Origin of the sequence: Cereibacter johrii, from assembly GCF_001720585.1 — a bacterium.
Taxonomy (GTDB): domain Bacteria; phylum Pseudomonadota; class Alphaproteobacteria; order Rhodobacterales; family Rhodobacteraceae; genus Cereibacter_A; species Cereibacter_A johrii.
On record NZ_MABH01000249.1, the window covers coordinates 1 to 26,498 of the forward strand.

Annotated in this window: 24 protein-coding genes; 19 read left to right on the plus strand and 5 right to left on the minus strand. The window is 69.6% G+C overall.

The genetic code is table 11. The annotated features are described in order from the left end of the window. Positions 1 to 264 precede the first annotated feature (264 nt). Together fabD and A9O63_RS21180 are read right to left on the minus strand one after the other, a co-directional pair. Positions 265 to 1,197: an ACP S-malonyltransferase gene (fabD, locus tag A9O63_RS21175; RefSeq protein WP_069333636.1), complete on the minus strand. Its 933-nt coding sequence runs from the start codon at positions 1,195 to 1,197 to the stop codon at positions 265 to 267. Between the two features lie 229 nt (positions 1,198 to 1,426). After that, on the minus strand, positions 1,427 to 1,933 hold the full coding sequence (locus A9O63_RS21180) for a sigma-70 family RNA polymerase sigma factor (RefSeq protein WP_009562317.1): 507 nt from the start codon (positions 1,931 to 1,933) through the stop codon (positions 1,427 to 1,429). Between the two features lie 127 nt (positions 1,934 to 2,060). Here A9O63_RS21180 and A9O63_RS21185 point away from each other — a divergent pair, with 127 nt between their 5' ends. Beyond that, positions 2,061 to 2,276, plus strand: coding sequence for a hypothetical protein (locus A9O63_RS21185; RefSeq protein ID WP_069333637.1), 216 nt, complete (start codon positions 2,061 to 2,063; stop codon positions 2,274 to 2,276). 45 nt (positions 2,277 to 2,321) lie between these two features. Here the strand turns inward: A9O63_RS21185 and A9O63_RS23135 are convergent, their stop codons facing one another. Further along, positions 2,322 to 2,492, minus strand: a complete 171-nt coding sequence (locus tag A9O63_RS23135) for a hypothetical protein (protein WP_167354646.1) — start codon at positions 2,490 to 2,492, stop codon at positions 2,322 to 2,324. A 554-nt stretch (positions 2,493 to 3,046) separates the two neighbouring features. Between A9O63_RS23135 and ligD the strand changes: the two genes are divergently transcribed. Both ligD and A9O63_RS21195 read left to right on the plus strand, forming a co-directional pair. Beyond that, positions 3,047 to 5,659 (plus strand): DNA ligase D, encoded by a 2,613-nt coding sequence (gene ligD / locus A9O63_RS21190; protein ID WP_069333638.1) that lies wholly within the window; start codon positions 3,047 to 3,049, stop codon positions 5,657 to 5,659. Next, the gene (locus tag A9O63_RS21195) at positions 5,656 to 5,910 is read left to right on the plus strand and encodes a hypothetical protein (protein WP_069333639.1); all 255 of its coding nucleotides are present in this window, start codon (positions 5,656 to 5,658) and stop codon (positions 5,908 to 5,910) included. Before ligD ends, A9O63_RS21195 begins: the two co-directional genes overlap by 4 nt. Before the next feature lie 199 nt (positions 5,911 to 6,109). Here the strand turns inward: A9O63_RS21195 and A9O63_RS21200 are convergent, their stop codons facing one another. Next, positions 6,110 to 6,862, minus strand: a complete 753-nt coding sequence (locus A9O63_RS21200) for an MgtC/SapB family protein (protein WP_069333640.1) — start codon at positions 6,860 to 6,862, stop codon at positions 6,110 to 6,112. 461 nt (positions 6,863 to 7,323) lie between these two features. Here A9O63_RS21200 and A9O63_RS21205 point away from each other — a divergent pair, with 461 nt between their 5' ends. The 5 genes from A9O63_RS21205 (at position 7,324) to A9O63_RS21225 (ending at position 14,435) form a co-directional block, all read left to right on the plus strand. Further along, a complete protein-coding gene (locus tag A9O63_RS21205) occupies positions 7,324 to 7,704 on the plus strand; it encodes a response regulator (protein ID WP_069333654.1) in 381 nt (126 codons plus the stop codon). 1,009 nt (positions 7,705 to 8,713) lie between these two features. Next, a complete protein-coding gene (locus A9O63_RS21210; RefSeq protein ID WP_069333641.1) occupies positions 8,714 to 9,628 on the plus strand; it encodes a BON domain-containing protein in 915 nt (304 codons plus the stop codon). A 131-nt stretch (positions 9,629 to 9,759) separates the two neighbouring features. Then, positions 9,760 to 10,566: a hypothetical protein gene (locus A9O63_RS21215; protein ID WP_069333642.1), complete on the plus strand. Its 807-nt coding sequence runs from the start codon at positions 9,760 to 9,762 to the stop codon at positions 10,564 to 10,566. A gap of 413 nt (positions 10,567 to 10,979) precedes the next feature. Further along, a complete protein-coding gene (locus tag A9O63_RS21220; protein WP_069333643.1) occupies positions 10,980 to 11,585 on the plus strand; it encodes a PRC-barrel domain-containing protein in 606 nt (201 codons plus the stop codon). Between the two features lie 504 nt (positions 11,586 to 12,089). Beyond that, positions 12,090 to 14,435: a glucose/quinate/shikimate family membrane-bound PQQ-dependent dehydrogenase gene (locus tag A9O63_RS21225; protein ID WP_069333644.1), complete on the plus strand. Its 2,346-nt coding sequence runs from the start codon at positions 12,090 to 12,092 to the stop codon at positions 14,433 to 14,435. A gap of 92 nt (positions 14,436 to 14,527) precedes the next feature. Here A9O63_RS21225 and A9O63_RS21230 read toward each other — a convergent pair whose 3' ends face one another. Then, the gene (locus A9O63_RS21230) at positions 14,528 to 14,896 is read right to left on the minus strand and encodes a hypothetical protein (protein ID WP_069333645.1); all 369 of its coding nucleotides are present in this window, start codon (positions 14,894 to 14,896) and stop codon (positions 14,528 to 14,530) included. Between the two features lie 168 nt (positions 14,897 to 15,064). Between A9O63_RS21230 and A9O63_RS21235 the strand changes: the two genes are divergently transcribed. The 11 genes from A9O63_RS21235 to A9O63_RS21285 form a co-directional block, all read left to right on the plus strand. Further along, positions 15,065 to 15,340, plus strand: a complete 276-nt coding sequence (locus tag A9O63_RS21235; protein ID WP_069333646.1) for a hypothetical protein — start codon at positions 15,065 to 15,067, stop codon at positions 15,338 to 15,340. A gap of 213 nt (positions 15,341 to 15,553) precedes the next feature. Continuing rightward, a complete protein-coding gene (glpD, locus tag A9O63_RS21240; protein ID WP_069333647.1) occupies positions 15,554 to 17,173 on the plus strand; it encodes a glycerol-3-phosphate dehydrogenase in 1,620 nt (539 codons plus the stop codon). A gap of 334 nt (positions 17,174 to 17,507) precedes the next feature. After that, positions 17,508 to 18,596: an ABC transporter ATP-binding protein gene (locus A9O63_RS21245; protein ID WP_069333648.1), complete on the plus strand. Its 1,089-nt coding sequence runs from the start codon at positions 17,508 to 17,510 to the stop codon at positions 18,594 to 18,596. A 10-nt stretch (positions 18,597 to 18,606) separates the two neighbouring features. Beyond that, on the plus strand, positions 18,607 to 19,692 hold the full coding sequence (locus tag A9O63_RS21250; protein ID WP_069333649.1) for an ABC transporter ATP-binding protein: 1,086 nt from the start codon (positions 18,607 to 18,609) through the stop codon (positions 19,690 to 19,692). Further along, positions 19,692 to 20,564, plus strand: coding sequence for a carbohydrate ABC transporter permease (locus A9O63_RS21255; protein ID WP_069333655.1), 873 nt, complete (start codon positions 19,692 to 19,694; stop codon positions 20,562 to 20,564). The genes A9O63_RS21250 and A9O63_RS21255 overlap by 1 nt, the downstream gene beginning before the upstream one ends. 37 nt (positions 20,565 to 20,601) lie before the next feature. Beyond that, on the plus strand, positions 20,602 to 21,405 hold the full coding sequence (locus A9O63_RS21260; protein WP_002719815.1) for a carbohydrate ABC transporter permease: 804 nt from the start codon (positions 20,602 to 20,604) through the stop codon (positions 21,403 to 21,405). Then, complete coding sequence (locus A9O63_RS21265) at positions 21,405 to 21,728, plus strand: hypothetical protein (RefSeq protein ID WP_069333650.1); 324 nt, start codon at positions 21,405 to 21,407, stop codon at positions 21,726 to 21,728. Before A9O63_RS21260 ends, A9O63_RS21265 begins: the two co-directional genes overlap by 1 nt. 11 nt (positions 21,729 to 21,739) lie before the next feature. Then, positions 21,740 to 22,012, plus strand: a complete 273-nt coding sequence (locus A9O63_RS21270; RefSeq protein ID WP_069333651.1) for a DUF2160 domain-containing protein — start codon at positions 21,740 to 21,742, stop codon at positions 22,010 to 22,012. A gap of 58 nt (positions 22,013 to 22,070) precedes the next feature. Continuing rightward, positions 22,071 to 23,795, plus strand: a complete 1,725-nt coding sequence (locus tag A9O63_RS21275; RefSeq protein ID WP_069331857.1) for an ABC transporter substrate-binding protein — start codon at positions 22,071 to 22,073, stop codon at positions 23,793 to 23,795. A 337-nt stretch (positions 23,796 to 24,132) separates the two neighbouring features. Then, a complete protein-coding gene (gene glpK, locus A9O63_RS21280; RefSeq protein ID WP_069333652.1) occupies positions 24,133 to 25,614 on the plus strand; it encodes a glycerol kinase GlpK in 1,482 nt (493 codons plus the stop codon). After that, positions 25,611 to 26,498 (plus strand): iron-containing alcohol dehydrogenase (locus A9O63_RS21285; RefSeq protein ID WP_069333653.1); only part of this gene is annotated, 888 nt, incomplete at its 3' end. The genes glpK and A9O63_RS21285, both read left to right, overlap by 4 nt.

Below are 26,498 nucleotides of genomic sequence, written 5' to 3' on the forward strand. Positions count from 1 at the left end.
GGCCGCACGTCCGGCTGAGGCCCGCGCAGATCGACCTTTCCTGAAGAAGCCGCGCCGCCCGGGAAACCCGTCCGTGGGACGCCAGAGCGCCTCCGAAGATCGGCCAGCGCGCACCGGCGCCCGGAGGGCTGGTCCGCGGCAGCGCCGCACGCGGGGGTTCGATGCCCCCGCGGGCGGCTCCTCCGGTCCGATCCCGGGGCCTCGGTTCAGATCGTGGCGGCGCCCCCGCGGGCGGCACCTCCGGTCCGATCCCGGGATCTCCGGTCAGATCGTGGCGGCGGCGGCCACATCCTCGGGCGTGCCGATGGCGCGGGTCGTAGCGCCCTTGGCGATCCGCTTGATCATGCCCGACAGGGCCTTGCCGGCGCCGATCTCCCAGAATTCGTCCACGCCCGCATTCTCCATCCACATCACGCTCTCGCGCCAGCGGACGGCGCCCGTCACCTGCGCCACGAGGAGCGCGCGGATCCGGTCCGGTTCCGACACTGCCTCGGCGCGCACGTTCACCACCACCGGGCAGACCGGCGCCTCGATCACCACCGCGGCCAGAGCCTCGGACATGACGCTCGCGGCATGCTGCATCAGCGCGCAATGGAAGGGGGCGCTCACCGGCAGGAGGATGGCCCGCTTGGCGCCGCGGCCCTTGGCGATCTCCACCGCCCGCTCGACGGCCGCCTTGTGGCCCGAGACCACCACCTGCGCCGGGTCGTTGTCGTTGGCGGCCTGGCACACTTCGCCCTGCGCCGCCTCGTGCGCGACCTCGACCGCCGTGTCGTAATCGAGCCCGAGAAGCGCGGCCATCGCGCCCACGCCCACGGGCACCGCCTCCTGCATGGCCTGCCCGCGGATGCGCAGAAGCCGCGCCGTGTCCGAGAGCTTCAGCGACTTCGCCGCGCAGAGGGCCGAATATTCGCCGAGCGAGTGACCCGCGACGAAGGAGGCGGTGGCGATGCCCAAGCCTTCGACCTCGAGCGCCGCGAGCGCCGCCATCGAGGTGGCCATCAGCGCGGGCTGCGCATTCTGCGTCAGCGTGAGTTCCTCGATGGATCCGTCCCAGATCAGCGCCGAGAGTTTCTCGCCGAGCGCCTCGTCCACTTCCTCGAAGACCGCCCGCGCCGCAGGATAGGCTTCGGCGAGCGCGCGGCCCATGCCGATGGTCTGAGCGCCCTGCCCGGGGAACACGAATGCGCGGCTCATGGTCGGATCTCCTTCTCTTCCTTGGCCATGGCACATACCCCGGCGCCGGGAAGCGTGCAATCGCAGGGTCCGGCCTGCGCGCTTCCGCCCCGCCATTCGCGATGCGTGGGCAGCCGAGCTTCCGCTTGGGAACAATTCCCTCAGGCCCCGCGGCGCGCGCAGGCATCGGGAGGGTACGTCAAGGAGGGGCAGGCAACGGCCACCCCACCAGGCGGGTCGGACGCTCCCGTCAGGCCTCTCCCGTGCCCTCGAGATCGTTCATCACCAGCTGTCGCGCGCGGCTGACCCGGCTCTTTACCGTGCCGATGGCGCAGTCGCAGATACGTGCCGCCTCTTCGTAGCTCTCGCCCAGCATGACCACGAGGATGAGGATCTCGCGATAATGCGGCGGCAGCCGGTCGATGGCGGCCATCAGCTCGCGGCCGCGCACCGTCCATTCCTGCGACGGCTGCACCGACATCTCGCCCGAGACGCAGTCGGCCGCCCCCGTCCGCTCGCGGGCCGAGACCCGGATGCGGGTGTAGAAGGTGTTGCGCAGGATGGTGAAAAGCCAGGCGCGGAGCCGCGTGCCTGGCTGGAACTTGTCGACATTGGCGATGGCCTTGAGAAGCGTCTCCTGCACGAGATCGTCTGCGTCGGACTGGTTGCGGCTGAGCGACCGCGCATAGGCCCGCAGGGCAGGAATGAGATCGACCACGTCCGGTATGATCGATCGCGGTGGGGTCTGATCCGTCACGGGCGGCTCTCCCTGGCTCTTCACGACTTCGTTTTCCGAAATCAACGCCGCGTATACGGGCCGGTTCCGCTAGGAGATTGCACTTCCGGCCCGCTCGTCGCAAAAAGGACGACAAGGGGCAGGTGAGATGATGATAAACGACCAGGATCACGAAGGTACGCCCGTCGCACGGGATGAACTCTGCGATCTGAGCGAGGAGCTGCTGCGGGCTCTGGAGGCCGAGCCGGTGCCCGAGCCGATCCAGATCCTCGCACGGCGCCTTGCGCTGGCCTTGAGGATGCAGGCAGGCGCAGAGCCTGTCCTGCTTCCCGGTTCGGATGTCCGCGAGCAGCAGGACATCTGACTGCGGGCGACGCCTATGGCGCAGCCGGCAGGGGGGCCGTGCCCGTCAGGGGCGGCCTGACTGAGCCTGCTTGGCGGCGATGCGCTTCAGAAGCGCAGCGAAGCGGTCGTCGATCGGTTCGTCGGCGGCCGAAATGTCATAGGTTCGCCGAAGATTGTCTTCGACATGTCGGTTGACCAGGTCGTTGCCCTGGCCATCTTGCATGAAATGAAACATGGCCTCAGGTTCTTGTTTTGTGACTGTCGCATCACAAGCATCCTGGCCCGCTTTGGTTCCCGCTCCCGCTGCAGCTGTGGCATTTCTGCCAGGGTCGGCCGACGAGGGATCACGCCCCGCCGCGCCACGGTCTTCGGGCTGATGTCGGGCAGTCTCTGCTGCGGATGACAGGGACATGCGCCGGGAGCCCCCCGGCCCCCGTGCCACACCCTCTAATCCGCTGCCGCGACTGTCCATTGCTTCCGCCCGAGCTGCCCCTCATTGCGGGGGGGAACACGCTTTCGGTTCCCGCGGTTCCTCCGGTGCGCGATTATTTTCTTCACAAATGATCGCGGAGCCACAGGGACGCGCCAGAACGCCGGTGGTTCCTGACCCGAGCCGGTTAGGCGAGCCTCCGTTCGACAGGCTTGCGGAGGCCGCCCGGCATGCCTTGCGGGTCTGCCCACGGCCTCCTCCCCCCTTTGCCCTGCCAGGCTGTCTCTCGCTCCGCGCACGCGGTCTCAGGAACTCTCCCCCGCTCCCTCACGTTCCCCGTGACCTGCCAGGAGCCGCCGATGCCCGCCAACCCGCGACAGGATCTCGACCGCTACCGCGCCAAACGCGACTTCGCGCGCACGCCCGAGCCGCAGGGCCACTCCGAGGCGCCGCGCCCCAAGGCGGAGAGCCTGTCCTTCGTCGTGCAGAAACATGCGGCCTCCCGGCTGCACTGGGATTTCCGACTGGAATGGAACGATGTCCTCCTGAGCTGGGCCGTGACGCGCGGCCCCTCGCCCGATCCGTCCGCCCGCCGGCTCGCGGTGCGGACCGAGGATCATCCGCTGGATTATGCCGCGTTCGAGGGCACGATCCCCAAGGGCGAATATGGCGGCGGCACGGTCATGCTGTGGGACCGGGGCACCTGGGAGCCGCAGGGCGACTTTGCGGAGGGGCTGCGCACGGGCCAGCTCAAGATCCGCCTCGCGGGCGAGCGGATGCGCGGCCGCTGGACGCTGGTGCGCATGAAGCCGAGGCCGCGGGAGAAGGCCGAGAACTGGCTCCTCATCAAGGAGCACGATGCGCACGAGAGCGCGAAGACCGAGGAGCTGGTCGAGCGGCACATGACCTCTGTCGCAACCGGGCGGACCATGGAGGAGATCGCGGCCGGCAAGGCGCCACCGCAGCGCGCACGCAAGGCTGCCCTGCCCGAATTCCGGCCGCTCCAGCTCGCGCGCCTCGTTCCGGCGGCCCCCGAGGGAGAGGACTGGATCCACGAGACCAAGTTCGACGGCTACCGCTGCCTTGCGGCCCTCGCCGGAGGAAGGGCCCGTCTCTACACCCGCACGGGCCTCGACTGGACAGCCAAGTTCGGCGCGCTCGTCGAGGATATCGAGGCGCTCGGCGCCCACGAGGCGCTGATCGACGGCGAGGTGATTGCGCCGGGCCGGGAGGGCGGCTCCTTCTCCGATCTGCAGGCGAGCCTCAAGTCTGGCGGCGCGCTCCTCTTCATGGCCTTCGACCTTCTGGCCCTCGACGGCGAGGATCTGACGGAGCAGCCGCTTCTCGCGCGGAAGGAGCGGCTCGAGACGTTGATCGGCAAGGGGCGCGGCGCGGTCCGCTTCTCGGGCCACATCCGCGGCCACGGCCCCGAGGTGCATGAGCGCATCTGCGCGGCAGGCCTCGAGGGGATCGTCTCGAAGCGGGCCTCCGCGCCCTATGCGGGCAGCCGGAACGGGGACTGGCTGAAGGTGAAATGCGCGCACCGGCAGGAATTCGTGATCTGCGGCTGGAACGCCTCGGACAAGCCGGGCCGTCCCTTCGCCTCGCTGGTGATGGGCAGCTACGAAAAGAGCCGTCTTGTCTACCGCGGCAGTGTCGGCAGCGGCTTCGGCGCTCCCCTTTTCCGAGAGTTGAAGCCGCTCCTCGCCGAGCGGGCACAAGGCGCCTGCCCCTTCGGCCGCACGCCGGCCGAGGCCAAGGGGGCGCATTGGCTGAAGCCCGAACTGGTGGCCGAGGTGAGCTTCACCGAACTGACGGCGGACGGGCACATCCGGCACGGGGTCTTCGCCGGTCTGCGGAGCGACAAGGACGCGCAAGAGGTGCGGCTCGAGGAGCCCGCGCCCAAGCCTGCCCCCAAGCCTACCCGGAAGCCTCGGAAGGGGGCAGTGGGGAAGAAGGAGACCCGGTCCGACGACCCCCCACCCGACGAGCCCGCCAGCAGGCCTGCCCGGAAGGCCCGGAAGGCGGACGGGGGAAAGAAGGAGACGAAGATGGTCCGATCCGACGAGCTGCGCGTCGCAGGCATCCGCATCAGCCACCCCGACCGCCGGATCTACGACCGGCCCGCGGTCACGAAGCGCGACGTGGCGGAGCATGCCGAGGCGCTGGCGCCGCGGATGCTGCGCTTTCTGAAGGATCGCCCCGTCTCGCTCCTGCGCTGCCCGGACGGGGCGGCGGGGGAGTGCTTCTTCCAGAAGCACCGCACCCGCGGCATGCCCGCCGCCATGAAGACGGTGGCGGTCGAGACGAAATCGGGGCCCGAGGATTTCATCACCCTGCCCGATGTCTCGGCTCTGGTCGGCGCCACGCAGATGGGGACGCTCGAATTCCACATCTGGGGCTCGCGCAACCGCAGCCTCGCGCGACCGGACCGGCTGGTGTTCGACCTCGACCCCGACGAGGGTCTCGACTTCGCCCATGTGCGGAACGCGGCGGCCGAGCTGCGCGGTCTGCTCGCGGATCTGGGCCTGCCCTCGGTGCCGATGCTGTCCGGCGGCAAGGGCGTGCATGTGATCGTGCCGCTGAAGCCCAAGGCCGAGTGGGAGAGCGTGAAGCTCTTCTCGCGGGCGCTCGCCACCCATCTGGCTCAGGAGGCGCCCGACCGCTACACGGCCACGATGGCCAAGGCCGGCCGCAAGGGGCGCATCTTCATCGACTGGCTGCGGAACGACCGCGGCTCGACGGCGATCGCTCCCTACAGCCTGCGCGCCCGCCCGGGCGCGCCGGTGGCGACGCCGGTCGAATGGGACGAACTCGCCTCGGCCCGTTCGGGCGGCGACTGGACCATCCGCTCCATCCGTGACCGGCTCGACCGGCCCTGCCCGCTCGCCGAGGCATCCGCCCGGCCCGCGACGCTGGGCCGGACCGTGATCGGGCGACTGGAGCGGCTTGTGGCAGGAGAGAAACCATGACGGATCTGACTTCGGACACGATCGAGGGGCGGCTGATCGCGCAGCGCAAGGTGCTGGCGCGGCTGGTGGCCCTCGCAGGAAGCGACGCGCTGCGCGACTGGCTCGACGAACGCAGCAGCATGCAGGACCATCAGGAGGACCCGGGCGCCGTGCCCGCGCCGGGCATAGCCATCGAGGTGGCCCTCGCCGAGGAGATCCGCTGCATCCGCGAAGAGGCCGACCGCCTGCGCGACGGGATAGCGCCCGGCTGATCCGGGCCCTCTCCGCCCACGCCCTGAGGATCCGCTTCGGCGGTTTCCCCATGGTGTGGCCGACTTCAGGCACGATCCGCCCGGGCGTGCCGATCAGGGGCGATCCGGTCGAGGGCCGGCGCGTCCGGCTCTTCAGAGAGCGCCCGGGCGAGCCGATCGGGCGGCGCATCCTGCCGGACCCTCGGGCCGCCTCACCGGTTCACGACGCGTCGCCGGTCCGGTCCAGCAGGGTGCGCCCGGCCGGATCGCCGACGGGCATCAGGTCGAAGGCCAGCACGTCCGGCTCTTCCGAGAGCGCGCGGGCGAGCCGGTCGAGCGTGGCCTCCTGCCGGACATGGACGGCGGTGCTGAGCCGCATCCGCTCGGAGGTCCGGCTCAGGCTACGGCTGGTGGCGCCGATCTCTACCCCGTTGCTGCGCAGGAGCGCGGCCAGCCGCTCGGCGTCGAAGCTCGACCCCAGCCGCAGCGTGACGCGGAGCCGGATCTCGGTGCGCACCGGCAGCCGCGCATGGATCAGCCGCACCGCCACGAGGAGGATGAGCGTGACCACCGTTCCGGCGAGGGCCAGCCAATACATGCCGATCCCGTAGACGATCCCCAGAGCCGAGGTGATCCAGAGCGAGGCCGCCGTGGTCAGCCCATGGACCGAAGCCCCCTCCCGGAAGATCACGCCTGCACCGAGAAAGCCGATGCCCGTCAGGATCCCGTGCGCCATCCGTGCGGGGTCGGCGACGATCTGCGTCTCGGGGAGCAGGAGGACGGTCCATTCGCCCTGCCGGGCCGCCGCGAGGGTCAGGATCGTCGCGGCGAAACAGACGAGCGCATGGGTCCGCAAGCCCGCGGGCTTGCCGCGGATCTCGCGGTCGAGCCCGATCAGAAACCCCGTCACGAGGCTGCTGACCATGGGCAGGGCGATGTCTTGCCTGAGAAAATCCTGAAGCAATTCCGCCATGTCATTCCGTCGGTGAAGTGAGGGGCGCGGCCGACCGGACCATCCGCCTCTACCGCCCGGGACAACGCGCTGCGGAACGGAACCGTTCCATCCGGGCGCGCTCCCTGGCGAAGGTGGCAGATCCGTCTTCGGCAGGCGACAGCACCCCCGCGTGACAGACGCAGCCCCTTGCACGCGCATCGGGCTCCAGATGCGGCGAAGCCAGCCGCGCAAGAGCGCCAACCCTTGCCCTCGCAGACGTGCGGAGAGCCTGCCATCCCGCACCTGGGGACCTGGACCGCGCCCGCGAGGGGGGGTCCGCCAACGGATGGATCAGGGCCGTCCGCGCCTCATGCCGGGTCCCGCCTCTGGCTTTGCCTCGGGCCGACAGGCAAATCTTCGATTGCCGACGAAAGGGCGGACGAAAAGGGAACCATGTTGCCTCACGGACCCTTGTGGGCAAAGCGACGGAGATTCTCGCCATGACCCAACCCGCCTCTGGCGTGAAGACCGGACTGCCCCGCATCCTCGTGGCCGAGACCGATCTGATCCTCGCCATGACGATGGTGGACGAACTGACGGCCTCGGGGTTCGAAACGGTCGGCCCGGCGCGGACCGAGGCCGAGGCGCTGCGCCTGATCGCCCATCAGACCGTCGACGCGGCCCTCCTCGATCTGCGGCTCGACGATGGGCTCTGCTTTGCGCTCGCCCGCACGCTCGGAACGCGCGGCATTCCCTTCGCCTTCGTCACCGGCGAAAGTGCGGATGCCATCCCGGAGGAATTCCACCGGATCGACGTGCTCCAGAAGCCCGTCACGGCGGTTCTGCTCGCGACGCTGCTCGACAAGCTGCTGCAGGGCTGACGTCTCGCGCCCTCGTCGGCGCGACCGGATCAGGCACGCACGGCTCCGGTGGATCTTTTCAAATGGAGGATGTCAGGCCTTGCTCCGGCTTGGATCCCGAGCGTGCGAAATCCTTTTCGGAATCTCGCAGCGGGCCGTCCCGGACCGTCGGCGGCGCCAACGCCGGAGGTCGCGCAACGCGCCTCCCGGGCCGGCTTGGGCCTCAACGCCGAAGGCCCCGCGATGGTCGCAGGGCCCGGTCACTCGCTACTGGAAGACTGACAACAGAACACTCGTCTCCGGCCGTTTCGCGCCGGTCACTCGTACGGAGGGGGCGCTTCCCCTGCCTCAGCGCAGGCCGAGGAAGGAAAGGATCGCGATGACGATGACCACGAGGCCCACGATATAGATGATGCTGTTCACGGGTAGCTCCTTGATAGGTTGACGAGAGGAACGATCAGACGGGAAGGGTCGGCGGGACGCCGGGGCCGCCCGGAAGATCCGGCTCGGTCGGCGGCACGTCGGGGCTCTCGCCCGGAACGGGCAGCGGGCCGGGCGTTACATCCGGATCCGGGCCCGGGGAAGGCTCGGGCATCTGGCCCGGTGGCGGCCGGGAGACTGACGACGTCATGGGAGGTCCTCTGCGACTTTTTCGGAAAGAGCCGATGCCGGCTCCTGCTCTCTGGCGGTCAATGCAGAGCCTCCGCGGATGGTTCCCTGCAGCCTTCACCGAAGAGTGACCGGGCGCGAGCCGCCGCTTGCGCGGGAGACGGGCGCCGCACCTTGCCGCTCAGCCCCGCGATCCGAAGGTTCCTCCTTGCAGCGCAGGGCGCGGCGCCTGCTTCACCCTCTCGCAACGGCGCGCCGCCGGACCGCCCCTGCCGCCGCAGGCAGGCTCTCCCGCCGGGCCTCAAGCCGCCCCCGTCGCGCTGGCCGCGAGGGAACATTCGCTCCGACCGTCCGTTTCCCGAACCAATTCCACAGGCGGAGACCGTGCTGTCTCTCCCGCCAATTCGGAGGAGGATCAGACGTGGCACAATCGAGATTTGACGCCCGGCATCGCGACTGGGACGAGGATGCAGACATGCAGCGCTACGGCGGCGACCGGACCCGGGGCAACCGGGACGAAGGAACCCCGCGCATGCGCGGCGGCTCCGAGGACCGGAACCGCGATCGCTTCGATGCCCGCTATCAGGACCGGGGCCAGGACGAGGCGCGCGGCGGCGAGCGCGACCGCTCCTTCGGCGGCGGAATGGATGCGGCCAGCGGCTACGGCTTCGGTGCCGCAGGCTTCGATCCGCGCGACCGCGACGACCGGCGCGGCGGCTACGGCGCCTCGGATCGCGATTACGGATCGGAGCGGCGCTCGCAGGACGAGCGCTCCTGGGGCTACGGCCCGCAGATCGGCCGGGAATGGGAGCGTCGCGGCCAGAGCTACGACGAGCGCCAGGGACGCGGCGGCCCCCGCTTCCACGACTCGGCCGGCGAACGCGGCTTCATGGACCGGGCGGCGGACGAGGTCATGTCCTGGATGGGCGACGACGAGGCGGGCCGCCGCCGCGAGGAGGATCACCGCGGCAAGGGCCCGCGCGGCTACCAGCGGTCCGACACGCGCATCCTCGATGACGTGAACGACCGGCTCAGCGACGATCCTCGCCTCGACGCCTCCGACATCGACGTCTCCGTGGCGGACGGTGAAGTCACGCTCAGCGGTCACGTCTCGACGAAGATGGACAAGCGCCGCGCGGAAGATTGCGCGGATGCGGTCTCGGGCGTCCGGCATGTGCAGAACAACCTGCGCGTCCGCGAGAGCGGTGCGGCCGGCTCCGGGGCGGGCACGCTCGGCGGAGCCACGACCGGCCAGTCGGGCAGCGGGCTCTCGGGTCCCGGAGGCACTGACAGCGGCCTCGGCGACCAGAGCGGCAAGCGCGGAACGCAGGCCTGACGCGCCCGATATGGGTCCGGGGCGGCTCAGCCCGCGCCGGATCCCCACGAGGCGACCATGATGACGGCCCCGAGGGCCGCACCGCCCGGAAGGCACCCCGCCGGGCTCACCCCAGACAGAAAGGATGAGACATGATCCTGCTTCGACCCCTGACCCTCGCCGGAGCGGCGGCGCTTCTTGCCAGCGCCGCCACGGCCCAGACCACAACGGCGCAAGGAACGACGATGGGGCGCGACTGGGACGCGCCGATCGTCGACACGTTCTTCAACCCGGGCGGGACCATGACCCTGCGCACCGACGGCGAGGTGCGGTCGAGCTGGGAGTCGCTCTCGGAAGAGCAGAAGCAGCAGGTGCGCGACGATTGCGCGGCCTTCGGCACCGAGGGCACGGCCGCCGGTTCGACCGAGGGCGGAACCTCGGATGCTGCCGGCGGCTCGGACGCCGCGGCGTCGAGCGGTGAGGGCGGCACCTCCGACACGGCCGCGCCGGGGGCCGAGGGCGGCCTCTCGGATCAGGAAGCGGATGCGGGCGCAGCCCCGACCGGCGGCGCGGCGAGCCCGGTAGGCCAGCCCACGGGCGACCGCGCGGCCCAGTCCGGCAGCAGCACCGTCACCGATTCTGACGCGGGCGGCAATGTGGTGGAGAGCGAAACCGGCACCACCGCGGGCCCCGGCACCTCGGACGAGCGGGTGACGGTGGCGGACCAGACCGCCAGCGGAACGCCCGCCGAGCAGGGCACCGGAGCGACCACCAATCCGGCCGCCGACACCGCCACCACCGGCACCGGCGAAGGCAGCCTGACCGCTTCCAATGACACGGGCACGGCGACGGGCAGCGAAGCCGGCACCGATGCGACGCCGGGCACGCGCGAGTTCGATCAGGCGTCGGTATCGCTCACGTCCTGGACGCAGATCTGCCAGATGGTCGAATCCTTCTGATCCTCGCGCATTGCGCAGGACTTGAGCGGCGCGCCTCCGGGCGCGCCGCTTTTTTCATCCGCCTCCCTCTGTCCCCCGGAAAATCCCCGCCGAGAGGGCGGCGGCCATTGAGCGCCGGCGGCAGGCCGGTAGGAAAAGGAACGTGGGGGCGCCGCTGCCTGTCGCTCCGCAACGGGCAAGGCCCGGTGGTTCCCACGCGATCCCGACGCAGGCCGCCCCCCTTCTCCCGGAGGCGGCTTATCGGCCATTTTTCGCCGATCCCTTGGGCAAATTTCGGCGGATTTCCGCCTCACCCCCATCGGGCAGGATTTTCGCTTTCTGAGGGGAAACCAACCCTGCCGCGACCCGTTGGACATGCAGCAGGCCTGAACGGCTCTGTCCAATTAGTCTCCCAAGGCGAAAGGATCGCTACGATGAAAAAAGTCATTGCCCTCTCGGCACTTCTGGCTTCCACCACCGCTTACGCCGCTCTGGCTCAGGATGCGACGACCACCCCTGACGCGACCACTCCGCCCGCGGCGACCACCGAAACCACCCCGCCGGCCACCGACATGGATGCGACCGGCAGCGACACGATGACTCCGCCCGCGGGCGGCACCGCGCCGGCCACGACCGATGGCGCCACCGGCACGGGCATGGCCGGCTCCGACCCGGCCGCGACCACGGGCATGACGGGCACCGACACCGGCATGGCGGCTGACGGCATGCAGATCCCGGAAGGCTACACGGCCTATTCCGGCGAGCCGATGACGGCCGAAGACCTGCAGGATGCCGATGTCTACTCGATGAACGACGAATCCGTGAGCGACATCTCGGACTTCGTGCTGGCCGAGGACGGCAAGATCGAACAGGTGGTCTTCGATGTCGGCGGCTTCCTCGGCATCGGCGCGCGCAACGTCGCGGTGCCCTTCGAGGATCTGAAGATCTACACCAACGAGGACCAGAGCGACGTCCGGGTCTATGTACCCATGTCGCGCGAGGAACTCGAGGCCCTGCCGGAATATACGGCGGTCGAGTGATCCCTTTCCAAGGGTGACGGATGGCGCGCGGGAAACCGCGCGCCATTTCCTTTTGTGGGCGCTTCCCCGACGGCAGAGACCGGGTGGAGGGGCAAGGGTCGTCAGGTCGGCCGTCATGCCCCAGCCTGTGAGGATCCTCCTCGCGTCACCGGCGGCAGCCGTTTGCCCCGTGCGAGCGAGCCCGATCTTCCCTTCACGCCATCGCACCGGAGGTTTCGCCGGACCACACGGAACCCGCCGCCCAAGGTGCGGCTTGGGACAGGCCGCCGATGGCGAAAAGGGACGAACGCGAAGGACCCTGCTTCCAGCCCGTGCTTCCCGCAGCCCGATCCGCCCTCTCCCTGGCTCGGTCATGAAGCGCGACACTAAGCGGTAACGGGCGCGGCGCTCTCGCCCGAGACGCGCCCTCCTCTCCTGCCGGATTTGACGGAAGAAGCTCCGTAGCGGAACCTATCCTTCCCGCGGCCCGTTGCAGAGGCGACGCCGACAGATGAGGAGCCGACCTTGACCGCTACCCTGACCGCCATCGTCCTTGCCCTCGCCGGGCTGGGCCTCCTCATCCCGGGCGCCTGGCTGGCGGTTCTGGGCGGGAGCTGGTTCTACCTCGTGGCCGGCGCCCTCATGCTGCTGACGGGATGGCAGGTGTTCCGCCGCTCCTCCTCCGCCGAATGGATCTATGGCGGGCTTATCCTCGGCGCGCTCGTCTGGTCCGTCTGGGAAGTGGGCTTCGACTGGTGGGAACTCATTCCCCGCGGCGGCATCATCGCGGTTCTGGGCATCTGGCTCTACCTGCCCTTCATGCGGCGGCAGTTGCTGACCGAGGACGGACACCCCGCGCCCGGCCTGCCCCTGGCCCTGCCCCTTCTGGCGGCCATCGGGGTCGCCATCTGGTCCTGGACCGGAGACGAAGCGGGACATGCCGGGTCGCTCCCGACAGAGGTGGTGAGCGCCGAGCCGGATCTCGGCCCCACCGCCCCTCCCGGAGAGTGGCACCAGTACGGCCGCACGCAATACGGGCAGCGCTACAGCCCGCTCGAACAGATCAACATCCAGAATGTCGCCGAGCTCGAGCAGGTCTGGCAGTATCAGACCGGCGATGTGAAGCTGCCGCAGGACGTGACCGAGACCACCTATCAGGTCACGCCGCTGAAGGTCGACGACCGTCTCTACATCTGCACTCCGCACAATCTCGCCATCGCGCTCGATGCGGCGACGGGCAAGGAAGCCTGGCGCTTCGACGCGAACTCCGGGCTCGAGCCCGACCGGCAGCACCAGACCTGCCGTGGCGTGACCTACTGGCGCGATCCGGCACGGGCCGAGGGAGAGCTCTGCGCCGAGCGGGTCTATCTGCCCACCGCCGACGCGCGGCTGATCGCGCTCGACGCAAGGTCCGGCGCGGTCTGCACCTTCTTCGCCGACGAGGGCACGCTCCATCTCGAAAGCGGGATGCCCTACACGCCGGAAGGCTTCTACTATTCCACCTCCCCGCCCGTGGCCGTCGGAGGCCGGATCATCATCGGCGGTGCGGTCAACGACAATTTCTCGGTCTTTTCGCAGTCGGGCGTGATCCGGGCCTTCGACGCCAACACCGGCGCGCTCCTGTGGAACTGGGACAGCGGCAACCCCGACGAGACCGCCCCCATCGACTGGATGAACGGCGAGACCTACACGGCCAATTCGCCAAATTCCTGGTCGGTCTTCTCGGTCGATGAGGAACGCGGCCTCGTCTATATCCCGCTCGGCAATCAGGTTCCCGACCAGCTGGGCTTCGACCGCTCGCCCGCCGTCGAAGAGCATTCGTCCTCGGTCGTGGCGCTCGACGTGACGACGGGGCAGAAGGCATGGGTATTCCAGACGGTGCATCATGACCTGTGGGACATGGACGTGCCCGCCCAGCCCGTGCTGATCGATCTCGACATCGACGGCCAGACGGTGCCCGCGCTCGTGCAGCCGACGAAACAGGGCGACATCTATGTGCTCAACCGCGAGACGGGCGAGCCGATCCTGCCCGTCACCGAAGAGCCCGCCCCGCAGGAGGGTGGCCTGCCCGAGGAGAGCCCTGCGCCCACCCAGCCCACCTCGGCGCTGAGCTTCAAGCCCGCGGCGCTGCGCGAGAAGGACATGTGGGGGGTCACGATCTACGACCAGCTCGCCTGCCGGATCCAGTATCACCGGCTGAACTACGAGGGCCGCTACACGCCCCCGTCGCTGAACGGCACCATCGTCTATCCGGGCAATTTCGGCACCTTCAACTGGGGCTCCGTCGCCGTCGATCCCGAGCGGCAGGTGATGTTCGGGATGCCCACCTACCTGCCCTTCACGGTCGAGCTCGTTCCGGCCGAGGACATCCCGCCGCCCGGCGCGAACGAGACGGCCAGCGAACAGGGCCTGAACCGCAACGAGGGCGCTCCCTATGGCGTCATCATGGGCCCCTTCCTCGGGCCGCTCGGCGTGCCCTGCTCGGCGCCGCCGTGGGGCTATGTTGCGGGCGCCGACCTCCGCACGGGCGACATCGCCTACATGCACCGCAACGGCACCGTGCGCGACATGACGCCCCTGCCGCTGCCCCTCAAGGTGGGCGTGCCGGGGATCGGCGGGCCGATCGTCACGCGCGGCGGGGTGGCCTTCCTCGGAGCGGCGGTCGATGATTATCTGCGCGCCTACGACGTGACCACGGGCGAGCAGCTCTGGCAGGCGCGGCTGCCCGCGGGCGGCCAGTCGACGCCGATGACCTACGAGCAGGACGGACGGCAGTTCGTCGTGATCGTGGCGGGCGGGCACGGCTCGGTGGGCACCAAGCCCGGCGATTATGTGATCGCCTACGCCCTGCCGGGCGGCGCGGAGGGCTGATCCCGGGCCCGGCGGCCCCTGTCTTCCACATGTCGAAGGCCGGCAGAGGATCTGCCGGCCTTTCCCTTGTCGTCCTGCGGCATGGCCTGCGGTCAGAGGGCCACGACGAGGATCACCACCACGATCATGATCGCGCCGAAGATCAGGATCGGGCGCATGCCGCGGCGCTCCTGATTGCCGGCAAGCTCGCCCACCGTGCGCGACTGGGACGAGGCATTGGCCGACCGGTCTGCGGGCCGGGCCTCCATCTCGCGGGCACGGGCAATCTGCTCGGGGCTCGGAGGCGTGCCGGCCGCCTCGTCGTCGGTGCCCAGAGGCGCGGCTGCCGGGTCCATGAACGACACCTTGTCGGCCGCTCCGCCCCGGTCGATGTCGTGGCGGAGCCGGTCGGTCGTGTTGCCGGTGCTGTCGGCCGGGGGCACGCGCTCCTCGGTCGGACGCTCGGGCGGGGTCTGGGCCATGGGATGCTCCTGCTGATAGTTGGCAGTGGCAACCGGCCGCGAGGCTCCTTGTTCCCTGCCCGCCCGCCATGCCCCGGTGACGATGACGTGCGGCCCGGAACCATTGATCGCCGCGCCGGTTGAGATCGGAACGCCGGCCTGCGCCGGCTCAGCCCCGAGGAGGAGCGAATGTCGGCATCCGACAATGACATCGAGAAGCAGAAGCGTCGCCACCGGGGTCCGTTGATCGGCATTGCCGTCGTGGTCATCTTCGCGCTGGGATACATGGTCTGGTGGTTCGGCCATGAAGTGTCCGAGGGCACCGCGCCGCAAGGAAGCGACGTTCAGATCGACGGACGCACCGGCGAGGTCGATGGCGATCCGCAACGCGGCAGCGCCGGCGGCGGCGATCCCGCCTCGGCCGACAATGCTCCGGCGCCGCCCGCGACCGCCCCCGCCAACTGACAGGACGGGTCTTCCCGCTCCGCCGACGGCCGCCCCCTGGGGCGGCCGTTTCCGTTCCTGCCCCAGCGCAGGGGCAGCCCCTCCCCGCGCCTGCCGAGGCCCGCTGCGGCGCCCGAGCCGCCACGCGCTGCGGCCCATGTTCGTTTTCCGCCATTTCGCGCATTTTCGAAAAACCAGATTGACAAAACGCCGCACGGAGGGCTTCCTTCCGTCATGAGGACAGGAGGCGGGCGCGTGAGTGAGCGGGGGACCGGAAGCGATCCGGTCGATCTCTTCATCATCGGCGGCGGGATCAACGGCTGCGGGATCGCCCGCGATGCCGCCGGCCGCGGGCTGAGCGTGACGCTCGCCGAGATGGGCGATCTCGCGCAGGCCACCTCCTCGGCCTCGACCAAGCTCTTTCACGGCGGGCTACGCTATCTCGAATATTTCGAGTTCCGCCTCGTGCGCGAGGCGCTGGAAGAGCGCGAGACGCTGCTCGTCGCCATGCCACACATCTCCTGGCCCATGCGCTTCGTCCTGCCCTGGCAGCCGGAGATGCGCTTTGCGGGCGACACGCCCACGGCGCGCCTCCTCGGCCGGCTGATGCCCTGGGCGCGCGGCCGCCGCCCGGCCTGGCTCATCCGGCTCGCGCTCGAGACCTACGACCGGCTGGGCGGGCGCAAGATCCTGCCGCCGGCCCGGGCCGTCGATCTGACCCGCGACCCCGCGGGCCGTGCGCTGCAGCCGCGCTTCACCAAGGGCTGGGAATATTCCGATTGCTGGGTCGAGGATTCGCGCCTCGTGGTGCTGAACGCCCGCGACGCCGAGATCCGCGGCGCCACGATCCTGACCCGCACGAAGGTGGTCGGGGCCGAGCGGCGGGGCGATCTGTGGCATGTGACGACCGAGGGTGCGCGCGGGCGGCAGGTGCATCGCGCCCGCGCCCTCGTCAATGCGGGCGGGCCGTGGGTCGCGCGGATCATCCGCGAGACGCTGGCCCTGCCCTCGACCGAGGGCGTGCGCCTCGTGCGCGGCAGCCATATCGTGACGAAGCGGCTCTTCGACCACGACCGCTGCTATTTCTTCCAGGGAACGGACGGGCGGATCATCTTCGCCATTCCCTACGAGACCGACTTCACCCTGATCGGCACCACCGATCAGGACCATCGCGGCGCCCCCGACGAGGCGCGCTGCACGCCGGAAGAGCAGGAATATCTCTGCGCCTTCGCCTCGGACTATTTCCGCAAGCCCGTCACGCGCGAGGATATCGTCTGGACCTATTCCGGGGTCCGGCCGCTCCATGACGACGGGGCCCGCTCGGCCACGGCGGCGACGCGGGACTATGTGCTCTCGCTCGACAGCCGGGGCGCGCCGCTGCTGAACGTGTTCGGGGGCAAGATCACCACCTATCGGCGGCTGGCCGAAAGCGCGATGGCCAGGCTCGGGGATCATTTCCCGCAGGCGCGGGGCGCCTGGACGGCCCGGGTGCCGCTGCCCGGCGGGGACTTCCCCTGGGACGGGGCTCCTGCGCTGGCCGAGGGCCTGCGGCGGGATTATCCGTTCCTCACCGAGCGCTGGGCGATGCGGCTTGTGCGGGCCTACGGAACGGATGCGCGAAATCTGCTCGGCCCGGCGCTGAGCGCGCTTGATCTGGGACGGGACTTCGGTGCTACCCTCACCGAAGCCGAAGTGCGCTGGCTGATGGATCACGAATATGCCGAGCGGGCCGAGGATGTGGTCTGGCGGCGCAGCAAGCTGGGCCTGCGGCTCTCGCCCGAAGAGATCGCGGCGCTCGACGGCTGGATGAGGCAGGAAGGCGGGCCATCGGCCGCCCGCGCCGACACGGGCTGACGCCCGGAGGGACAGGACGCGAAGGCCGCCGGGGTCCACCCGGACGGAGGCCGGGCGGAAGTCCCGGGAACGATGCGAGGGCCCGGCGACGGGCCCGGGACCGAGCGAAGACGGGGCGGCGGGCCCGGGACGAAGCGACCGGGCGACGCGCGCGGGAAGGAAGCAGCCGGGCAACGAGCCCGGCGGGGGACCGGAGGCCGGGAAACGATCCCCGGCGAGAGACCGGAGCCGGGCGCAAGGCCCGGCACGGGGACCAGACGGGCGGCCCGAGGAGGGGCGGCCCGGACGGGTGAAGAAGATCCGGCCACAGCCGGACGCGAAGTCAGGGGGGAGAATGACGCTGGAACTCCAGGGGGTTTCGCGCATGGTCGGCGGCCGGGTGCATATCCACCCCACCGACCTCGCGCTTCAGGGCGGCACGATGAACGTGCTCCTTGGCCCCACGCTTGCGGGCAAGACGAGCCTCATGCGGCTGATGGCGGGGCTGGATGCGCCCTCCTCGGGCCGTCTCCTGTGGAACGGGCAGGATGTGACGGGCCAGCGGGTGCAGGACCGCCGGGTGGCGATGGTCTACCAGCAGTTCATCAACTATCCCTCGATGAGCGTCTACGAGAACATCGCCTCGCCGCTGCGGCTGCAGGGCCGGAGCCGCCCCGAGATCGAGCGGGCGGTGGGCGAAGTGGCCGAGATGCTGAAGCTCACGCCGATGCTGCGGCGCAAGCCTCTGGAGCTGTCGGGCGGCCAGCAGCAGCGCTGCGCGCTGGCCCGGGCGCTGGTGAAGGGCGCAGGCCTCGTGCTTCTCGACGAGCCGCTGGCGAACCTCGACTACAAGCTCCGCGAGGAGTTGCGTCTGGAAATCCCGAAGATCTTCGAGGCTTCGGGCGCGATCTTCGTCTATGCCACCACCGAGCCCGAGGAGGCGCTCCTCCTCGGCGGCCATACGGCCACCCTCTGGGAGGGCCGCGTGACCCAGTTCGGCCCGACGCCGCAGGTTTACCGCCAGCCGGTCGATGCAACGACCGCGCGGGTCTTCAGCGATCCGCCGATGAACTTCCTGCCCGTCACCAAGTCCGGCGCCCGGCTGACCTTCGGCCATCTGGCCAATGCCCCGGCCGAGGGCGCCCTCGCGGGCCTCGCCGACGGGCGCTATCTGGCGGGGTTCCGGGCGAACCATCTGGCGCTGAACCGCCATTCCGGGCGGGCGGTGGAATTCTCCTGCCGGCTGACCGCCACCGAGATCACCGGCTCCGAGACCTTCCTGCATCTGGCGCATGGCTCCGACCTCTGGGTGGGCCTCGTTCCCGGGGTCCATGATCTGCCACCCGGCAGCGAGGTGTCGGTCTGGCTCGATCCGGCCCATGTCTATCTCTTCGATGCCGAGGGCGCGCTGGCCGCCCCCGCGGCCTATGCGCTCGCGGCCTGAGGAGGCACCGATGTCCCGGATCACCCTCTCGAACCTCGCCCACAGCTACCTGCCGAAGCCGAAGACGCCGGCCGACTATGCGCTGAAGGAGATGGATCATGTCTGGCAGGACGGCGGCGCCTATGCGCTTCTCGGCGCCTCGGGCTGCGGCAAGACCACGCTTCTGAACATCATCTCGGGGCTCCTGCGCCCGAGCCAGGGGCGCGTGCTCTTCGGCGAGACCGACGTGACCGATGCCCCCACCGCCGCCCGCAACATCGCGCAGGTGTTCCAGTTCCCCGTGGTTTACGACACGATGACCGTGCGCGAGAACCTGGCCTTCCCGCTGCGCAACCGCGGCCGCGATGCCGCCTATATCGCGGCGCGCGTGGATCAGATCGCGGCGATGATCGGCATGGAGGCGATGCTCGACCGCAAGGCGCGGGGCCTCACCGCCGACGCCAAGCAGAAGATCAGCCTCGGGCGCGGCATGGTGCGCGAGGATGTGAACGCCATCCTCTTCGACGAGCCGCTGACGGTGATCGATCCGCACATGAAATGGGAGCTGCGGACCCAGCTGAAGCAGCTGCACCGCGAGTTCGGCCACACGATGATCTATGTGACCCACGACCAGACCGAGGCGCTGACCTTCGCCGACAAGGTGGTCGTCATGCACGAGGGCCGCGTCGTCCAGACCGGCACCCCGGAGGAGCTGTTCGAGACGCCCGAGCACACGTTCGTGGGCTATTTCATCGGCTCGCCGGGCATGAACCTGTTCGAGGCCGAGGTCGAGGGCAATATGGCGCGCGTGATGGGCCATCCGGTGCCGCTCTCGGCCAGCTACCCGGCCGCGCGCGGGCGGGTGCAGATCGGGATCCGCCCCGAGTTCGTGCAGCTCGCCGACGAGGGCCTGCCCGCGATCATCACGCGGGTCGAGGATGTGGGCCGCCACCGCATCCTGCGCGGCGAGGCCTTCGGGCAGCCCGTGAACCTGCTTCTGCCCGAGGAGATCCCGGCCGCCCCCGGGCCCGCCTTCCTGCGGCTCGCTCCCGAGAAGATCAATGTCTATGCCGACGATTGGCGCGTGCTGCCGGTCGGCGCCCGGAGGGCCGCCTGATGGAGAAGAGCTGGAACAACCGCGCCTGGTTCCTCGTGCTGCCGGTGCTGGCGCTCGTGGCCTTCTCGGCCGTCGTGCCGCTGATGACAGTTGTCAACTATTCGGTGCAGGACACGTTCGGCAACAACGAGTTCTTCTGGGCCGGCCTCGAATGGTTCGAGGAGACCGTCACCTCCGAGCGCATCCATGCAGCGCTCGGCCGGCAGGTGCTCTTCACCGCGATCATCCTCGCCATCGAGGTGCCGCTGGGGATCTTCGTGGCGCTCCACATGCCGAAGAAGGGCTTCTGGGCCAGCCTCTGCCTGATCCTGATGGCGATGCCGCTGCTGATCCCCTTCAACGTGGTGGGCACGATCTGGCAGATCTTCGGCCGGGTGGACATCGGCCTTCTGGGCCGCACGCTGACCGCGCTCGGGATCGACTACAATTACACGAACGACTGGCTCGATGCCTGGGTCACGGTGATCGTGATGGATGTGTGGCACTGGACCTCGCTCGTGGCGCTCCTCTGCTACGCCGGGCTGCAATCCATCCCCGAGGCCTATTACCAGGCGGCCAAGATCGACCAGGCCAGCCGCTGGGCCGTGTTCCGCTACATCGAGCTGCCGAAGATGCGGGGCGTGCTGCTGATCGCGGTGCTCCTGCGCTTCATGGACAGTTTCATGATCTATACCGAGCCCTTCGTGGTGACGGGCGGCGGGCCCGGCAACTCGACCACGTTCCTTTCGATCGATCTCGTGAAGATGGCGATCGGCCAGTTCGACCTCGGCCCCGCCGCCGCCTTCTCGATCATCTACTTCCTCGTCATCCTGCTGATCTCGTGGGTGTTCTACACCGTGATGACCAACCTCGACCGGGAGGACCGCCCATGACCGCCCTGCCCGTCTGCCCGCCCGAGGAGGACCGCGCATGAAACGCCCCGGCTCTGCGCTCGTGATGGTGCTGTATCTGCTGTTCCTGCTGATCCCGATCTACTGGCTCGTGAACATGAGCTTCAAGACCAACGCCGAGATCACGCGCAGCTTCACGCTCTTTCCGCATGACCTGACCTTCCAGAACTACCGGACGATCCTCACCGACCCGTCCTGGTACATGGGCTATGTGAATTCGCTGACCTATGTGGTGCTGAACACGGCGATCTCGATCACCGTGGCGCTGCCGGCGGCCTACGCCTTCTCGCGCTACCGGTTCCTCGGCGACAAGCACCTGTTCTTCTGGCTGCTCACGAACCGGATGGCGCCTCCGGCCGTCTTCGCGCTGCCCTTCTTCCAGCTCTATTCCTCGGTCGGGCTCTTCGACACCCATATCGCGGTGGCGCTGGCCCATTGTCTCTTCAACGTGCCGCTCGCGGTCTGGATCCTCGAGGGCTTCATGTCGGGCGTGCCGAAGGAGATCGATGAGACCGCCTATATCGACGGCTATTCCTTCCCGCGCTTCTTCGTGAAGATCTTCATGCCGCTGATCGCGAGCGGCATCGGGGTCGCCGCCTTCTTCTGCTTCATGTTCTCCTGGGTCGAGCTCCTGCTCTCGCGCACGCTGACCTCGGTCAATGCCAAGCCCATTGCGGCCACCATGACGCGGACCGTCTCGGCCTCGGGGCTCGACTGGGGTGTGCTGGCGGCGGCCGGGGTGCTGACGCTGATCCCGGGCGGGCTCGTGATCTGGTTCGTGCGCAACTACATCGCCAAGGGCTTCGCCCTGGGGAGGGTGTGATGGGTCGGATAGCCTCCTGCATGATCGTGGCCTGTGCGGCCCTGATGCCGGCTCTTGCCTCGGCTCAGGGGGCGGCCGAGCCGTGGGAGGGCGGCTGCCTCGTACGGGGCCTCGATCCCGGTGGCGACGGCTTCCTGTCGGTCCGCCGGGGACCGGGGTCGGAGAATGCCGAGATCGCGCGCGTCCGCAACGGCGACGCCCTGTTTCTCGACCATCGGAAGTGTCAGGGCAAATGGTGCCTTGCCGAGGGCGGAGTGGTGGGCGGCCGGCAAGCCGACATCCGTGGCTGGTTCCACACCGGCTGGTGCGAATTTTATCCGTAGGAGAGGATCACATGGCCTGGATGGCCTGGACATGGCCCACGGCGGCCTTCTTCGTCACCATCGGCAGCCTTCTCGTGCTGATGACGGTTCTTGCGGTGGCGCGGCCGGAGGTTCCGCGTGTGGGGATCCTCAGGATCGAGACGACGCGGGGGGACCGGCTGTTCATCTCGCTCCTGGGCTCGGCCTTCCTGTGCCTGGGCTGGCTCGCGCTGATGGGGCCGCCGCTCTGGGGCGCGCTCGCGCTCTGCCTGATCTACGCCGCGGCGGTCTTCCGCTGGGTGTGACCGACCCGTGCCGGGGGGGAGCCCGGCCAATGTCCAACGTCTTTGGGAGGAGACCTGCATGAGATACCGAACGACCGCCACCGCGATGGCCCTGTGCCTGATGGCCGTGGCCGCGCCCGCTTGGGCCGACATGGAGGCCGCGAAAAAGTTTCTCGACGCCGAGATCGGGGATCTCTCCGCGCTCTCGCGCGCCGAGCAGGAAGCCGAGATGCAATGGTTCATCGATGCGGCCCAGCCCTTCGCCGGGATGGAGATCAAGGTCGTCTCCGAGACCATCACCACCCACGAATATGAAAGCAAGGTCCTCGCCCCCGCCTTCTCCGCCATCACCGGCATCAGGATCAGCCACGACCTGATCGGCGAGGGCGACGTGGTCGAGAAGCTGCAGACCCAGATGCAGTCGGGCGAGAACATCTACGACGCCTATATCAACGACAGCGACCTGATCGGCACCCACTGGCGCTACCAGCAGGCGCGCAGCCTGACCGACTGGATGGCCAATGCGGGCAAGGAGGTCACCAACCCCGGCCTCGACCTGCAGGATTACATCGGCCTGAAATTCACCACGGCGCCCGACGGCGAGCTCTACCAGCTGCCCGACCAGCAGTTCGCCAACCTCTACTGGTTCCGCGCCGACTGGTTCGACGACGCCCAGACCAAGGCCGATTTCAAGGCCAAATACGGCTACGAGCTGGGCGTGCCGCTGAACTGGTCGGCCTACGAGGACATCGCCGAATTCTTCACCGGGCGCGACATGAGCGCGCTCGGCGGGCCGAAGAGCGCCTATGGCAGCATGGATTACGGCAAGAAGGACCCGAGCCTCGGCTGGCGCTACACCGATGCCTGGATGTCGATGGCGGGCATGGGCGACAAGGGCGATCCGAACGGGCTGCCCGTCGACGAATGGGGCATCCGGGTGGACGAGAATTCGCGCCCCGTGGGCTCCTGCGTGGCGCGCGGCGGGGCCACCAACGATGCGGCCGCGGTCTATGCGATCACCAAATCGATCGAATGGCTGCAGAAATACGCCCCGCCGCAGGCGGCCGGCATGACCTTCTCGGAATCGGGCCCGGTGCCGGCGCAGGGCGAGGTGGCCCAGCAGATGTTCTGGTACACCGCCTTCACCGCCGACATGGTCAAGGAGGGCCTGCCGGTGATGAACGAGGACGGCACGCCCAAATGGCGCATGGCCCCCTCGCCGCACGGCGCCTACTGGTCGGAGGGCACCAAGGTGGGCTACCAGGACGTGGGCTCCTGGACGCTGCTGAAATCCACCCCCGACGACCGGGCCAAGGCCGCCTGGCTCTATGCGCAGTTCGTCTCCTCGAAGACGGTCGACGTGAAGAAGAGCCATGTGGGCCTGACCTTCGTGCGCGAATCCACCATCCAGCACCAGAGCTTCACCGACCGCGCGCCGAAGCTCGGCGGGCTGGTGGAATTCTACCGCTCGCCCGCCCGGGTGCAGTGGTCGCCCACGGGCACGAACGTGCCGGACTATCCCAAGCTCGCCCAGCTCTGGTGGCAGAACATCGGCGACGCCATGTCGGGCGCCAAGTCGCCGCAGGAGGCGCTCGACGCGCTCTGCGCCGAGCAGGAGAAGGTGCTGGCCCGGCTCGAGCGCGCGGGCGTGCAGGGCGATCTCGGCCCGAAGCTGAACGAGGAGAAGGACCCGCAGGAATGGCTCGACGCCCCCGGCGCCCCGGTGGCCCGGCTCGAGAACGAGAAGCCCCAGGGCGAGACCATCTCCTATGACGAGCTCATCAAGTCCTGGCAGCAGGGCTGACACGACAGGGGGCGGCAGCCGCCGCCCCCACCCACCCCCGGCGACGGTGGAAGAGCCGTGCGCACCCGCAGCCGGGATCACGACAGACAGGGGACAGGCCTCCGCGCCGGAGGCCCGCCGCATCGGAACAGGATCGGCGGCCCGTCTTCCGGGAGCCCGGTCCTCGCGCCTCCGCGGTCCGCCTTACAGGGGTCACGGCTGCAACGGGTGGGCCTTAGCACAGGAAGCCCGCCGCATCGGAACGGGATCAGCCGCCGTCTTCCGGGAGCCCTTCCGGCCGTGCATGATGCGCGGCGCGGGCGGGAGGATTCGCGCAAGACGCATCGGGAAGAGAGACATGCACCACATCCTCGCCATCGATCAGGGCACCACCTCGTCGCGCGCGATGGTCTTCGACGAGGCCCTCACGCTGAAGTCGGTCGCGCAGGAGGAATTCCCGCAGATCTACCCGCGCCCGGGCTGGGTCGAGCACGACCCCTCGGACCTCTGGTCGAGCGTCGCCGCCACTGCGCGGGCGGCGGTCGAGCGCGCCGAGATCGACGGCAGCCTCGCGGCGATCGGGATCACCAACCAGCGCGAGACCGTCGTCGTCTGGGAGCGCGCCTCGGGGCATCCGATCCACAATGCCATCGTCTGGCAGGACCGGCGCACGGCCGATCTCTGCCATGCGCTGGCCGAGGCGGGGCAGGAGCCCCTCATCACCGGGCGCACGGGCCTGCTGCTCGATCCCTATTTCTCGGCCACCAAGCTCAAGTGGCTGCTCGACCATGTGGAGGGCGCCCGTGCCCGCGCGCGGCGGGGCGAGCTTCTGTTCGGCACGGTGGACAGCTACCTGATCTGGAAGCTCACCGGCGGGCGCGCGCATGTGACCGACGCCACCAATGCCGCGCGCACCATGCTCTTCGACATCGGCCGCGGCACCTGGGACGCCGAGATCTGCGGCCTCCTCGACATCCCGATGGAGATGCTGCCCGAGGTCAAGGATTGCGCGGCCCCCTTCGGCATGACGCGCGCCGATCTCTTCGGGCGCGAGATCCCGATCCTCGGCGTGGCGGGCGACCAGCAGGCCGCCACCTGCGGGCAGGCCTGCTTCCGGCCCGGCATGATGAAATCGACCTACGGCACCGGCTGCTTCGCGCTGCTGAACACCGGCGAGGAGCGGGTGACGAGCCGCGCGCGGCTTCTGACCACGATCGCCTATCAGCTCGGCGGCAAGCGCACCTATGCGCTGGAGGGCTCGATCTTCATCGCGGGCGCCGTGGTGCAATGGCTGCGCGACGGGCTGAAGATCATCCGCGAGGCGGGCGAGACGCAGGGCCTCGCCCTCTCCTCGGACGCGGCGCAGGATCTGGTGATCGTGCCTGCCTTCACCGGCCTCGGCGCGCCCTGGTGGAAGCCCGAGAGCCGCGGCGCGGTCTTCGGGCTCACCCGCAACTCGGGACCGGCGGAATTCGCCCGCGCGGCCCTCGAGAGCGTGGGCTACCAGACGCGCGATCTGCTCGAGGCGATGCGGGCGGACTGGGCGGCGGGCGCCGAGGGCGTGCTGCGGGTCGATGGCGGCATGGCGGCGTCGGACTGGTCGATGCAGTTCCTGGCCGACATCATCGGCGCGCCCGTCGACCGGCCGGTGGTGCGCGAGACGACGGCGCTCGGCGTGGCCTGGCTCGCGGGGATGCAGGCGGGGCTCCGCCCGGGGCCGGAGGAATTCGCCGCCGACTGGGCGCTGGAGCGACGGTTCGAACCGCAGATGGAGGCCGCGGTGCGGGAGGCGAAATACGACCGCTGGGGTCGCGCCGTGCGCGCGGTGATGGCGGTATGACCCCCTTCGGCATCGCGGCGCCGGGGCGCATCCTCTTCGGCCGGGGCGAGGCGCGGCAGGCCGCGGGGCTCGTCGCGGGGCTCGGGAGGCGCGTGCTTCTGGTGCATGGGCGCGATCCGGGCCGGGCCGCATGGCTCTGCCGGGCGCTCGAGGCGGAGGGGGCCGAGGTGCTGACGGTGGGCTGCCCCTCAGAGCCCGATCTCGCGACGCTCGAGGCGGGGCTCGATGCCGCGCGGCCCTTCGCGCCGCAGGTGGTCGCAGGCCTGGGCGGCGGTGCGGCGCTCGATCTGGCGAAGGCGCTGGCGGCGCTGGTGCCCGCACCCGAAGGGCCGATGGCGCATCTGGAGGTGGTCGGCCGCGGCCTGCCGCTGACCGCACCGCCCCTGCCCTTCGTGGCCCTGCCCACCACGGCGGGCACCGGCAGCGAGGCCACACGCAATGCGGTGATCGGCGTGCCCGAGCATGGGCGCAAGGTGAGCCTGCGCGACGCGCGGATGCTGGCGCGGATCGCCCTCGTCGATCCGGCGCTAACCGACGGCTGTCCGCGGGGCGTGACCCTGGCCTCGGGACTCGATGCGGTGACGCAGGTGATCGAGCCCTATGTCTCGGCCCGCGCCACGCCCTTCACCGATGCGATTGCGCGGCCCGCCATCGCGGAGGGGCTTGCGGCGCTGAGGCGGCTCATGCGGGGCGAGGACAGTGCGGCCCGCGACGAGATCGCCTGGGTGAGCCTCTCGGGCGGGCTGGCGCTCGCGAATGGTGGGCTCGGCGCAGTGCATGGGCTTGCCGGCGTGATCGGGGGGCTCTCGGGCGCGCCGCACGGGGCGATCTGCGGGGCGCTGCTCGCGCCGATCCTGCGGGCGAACCTCGCGGCCTCGGCGCCG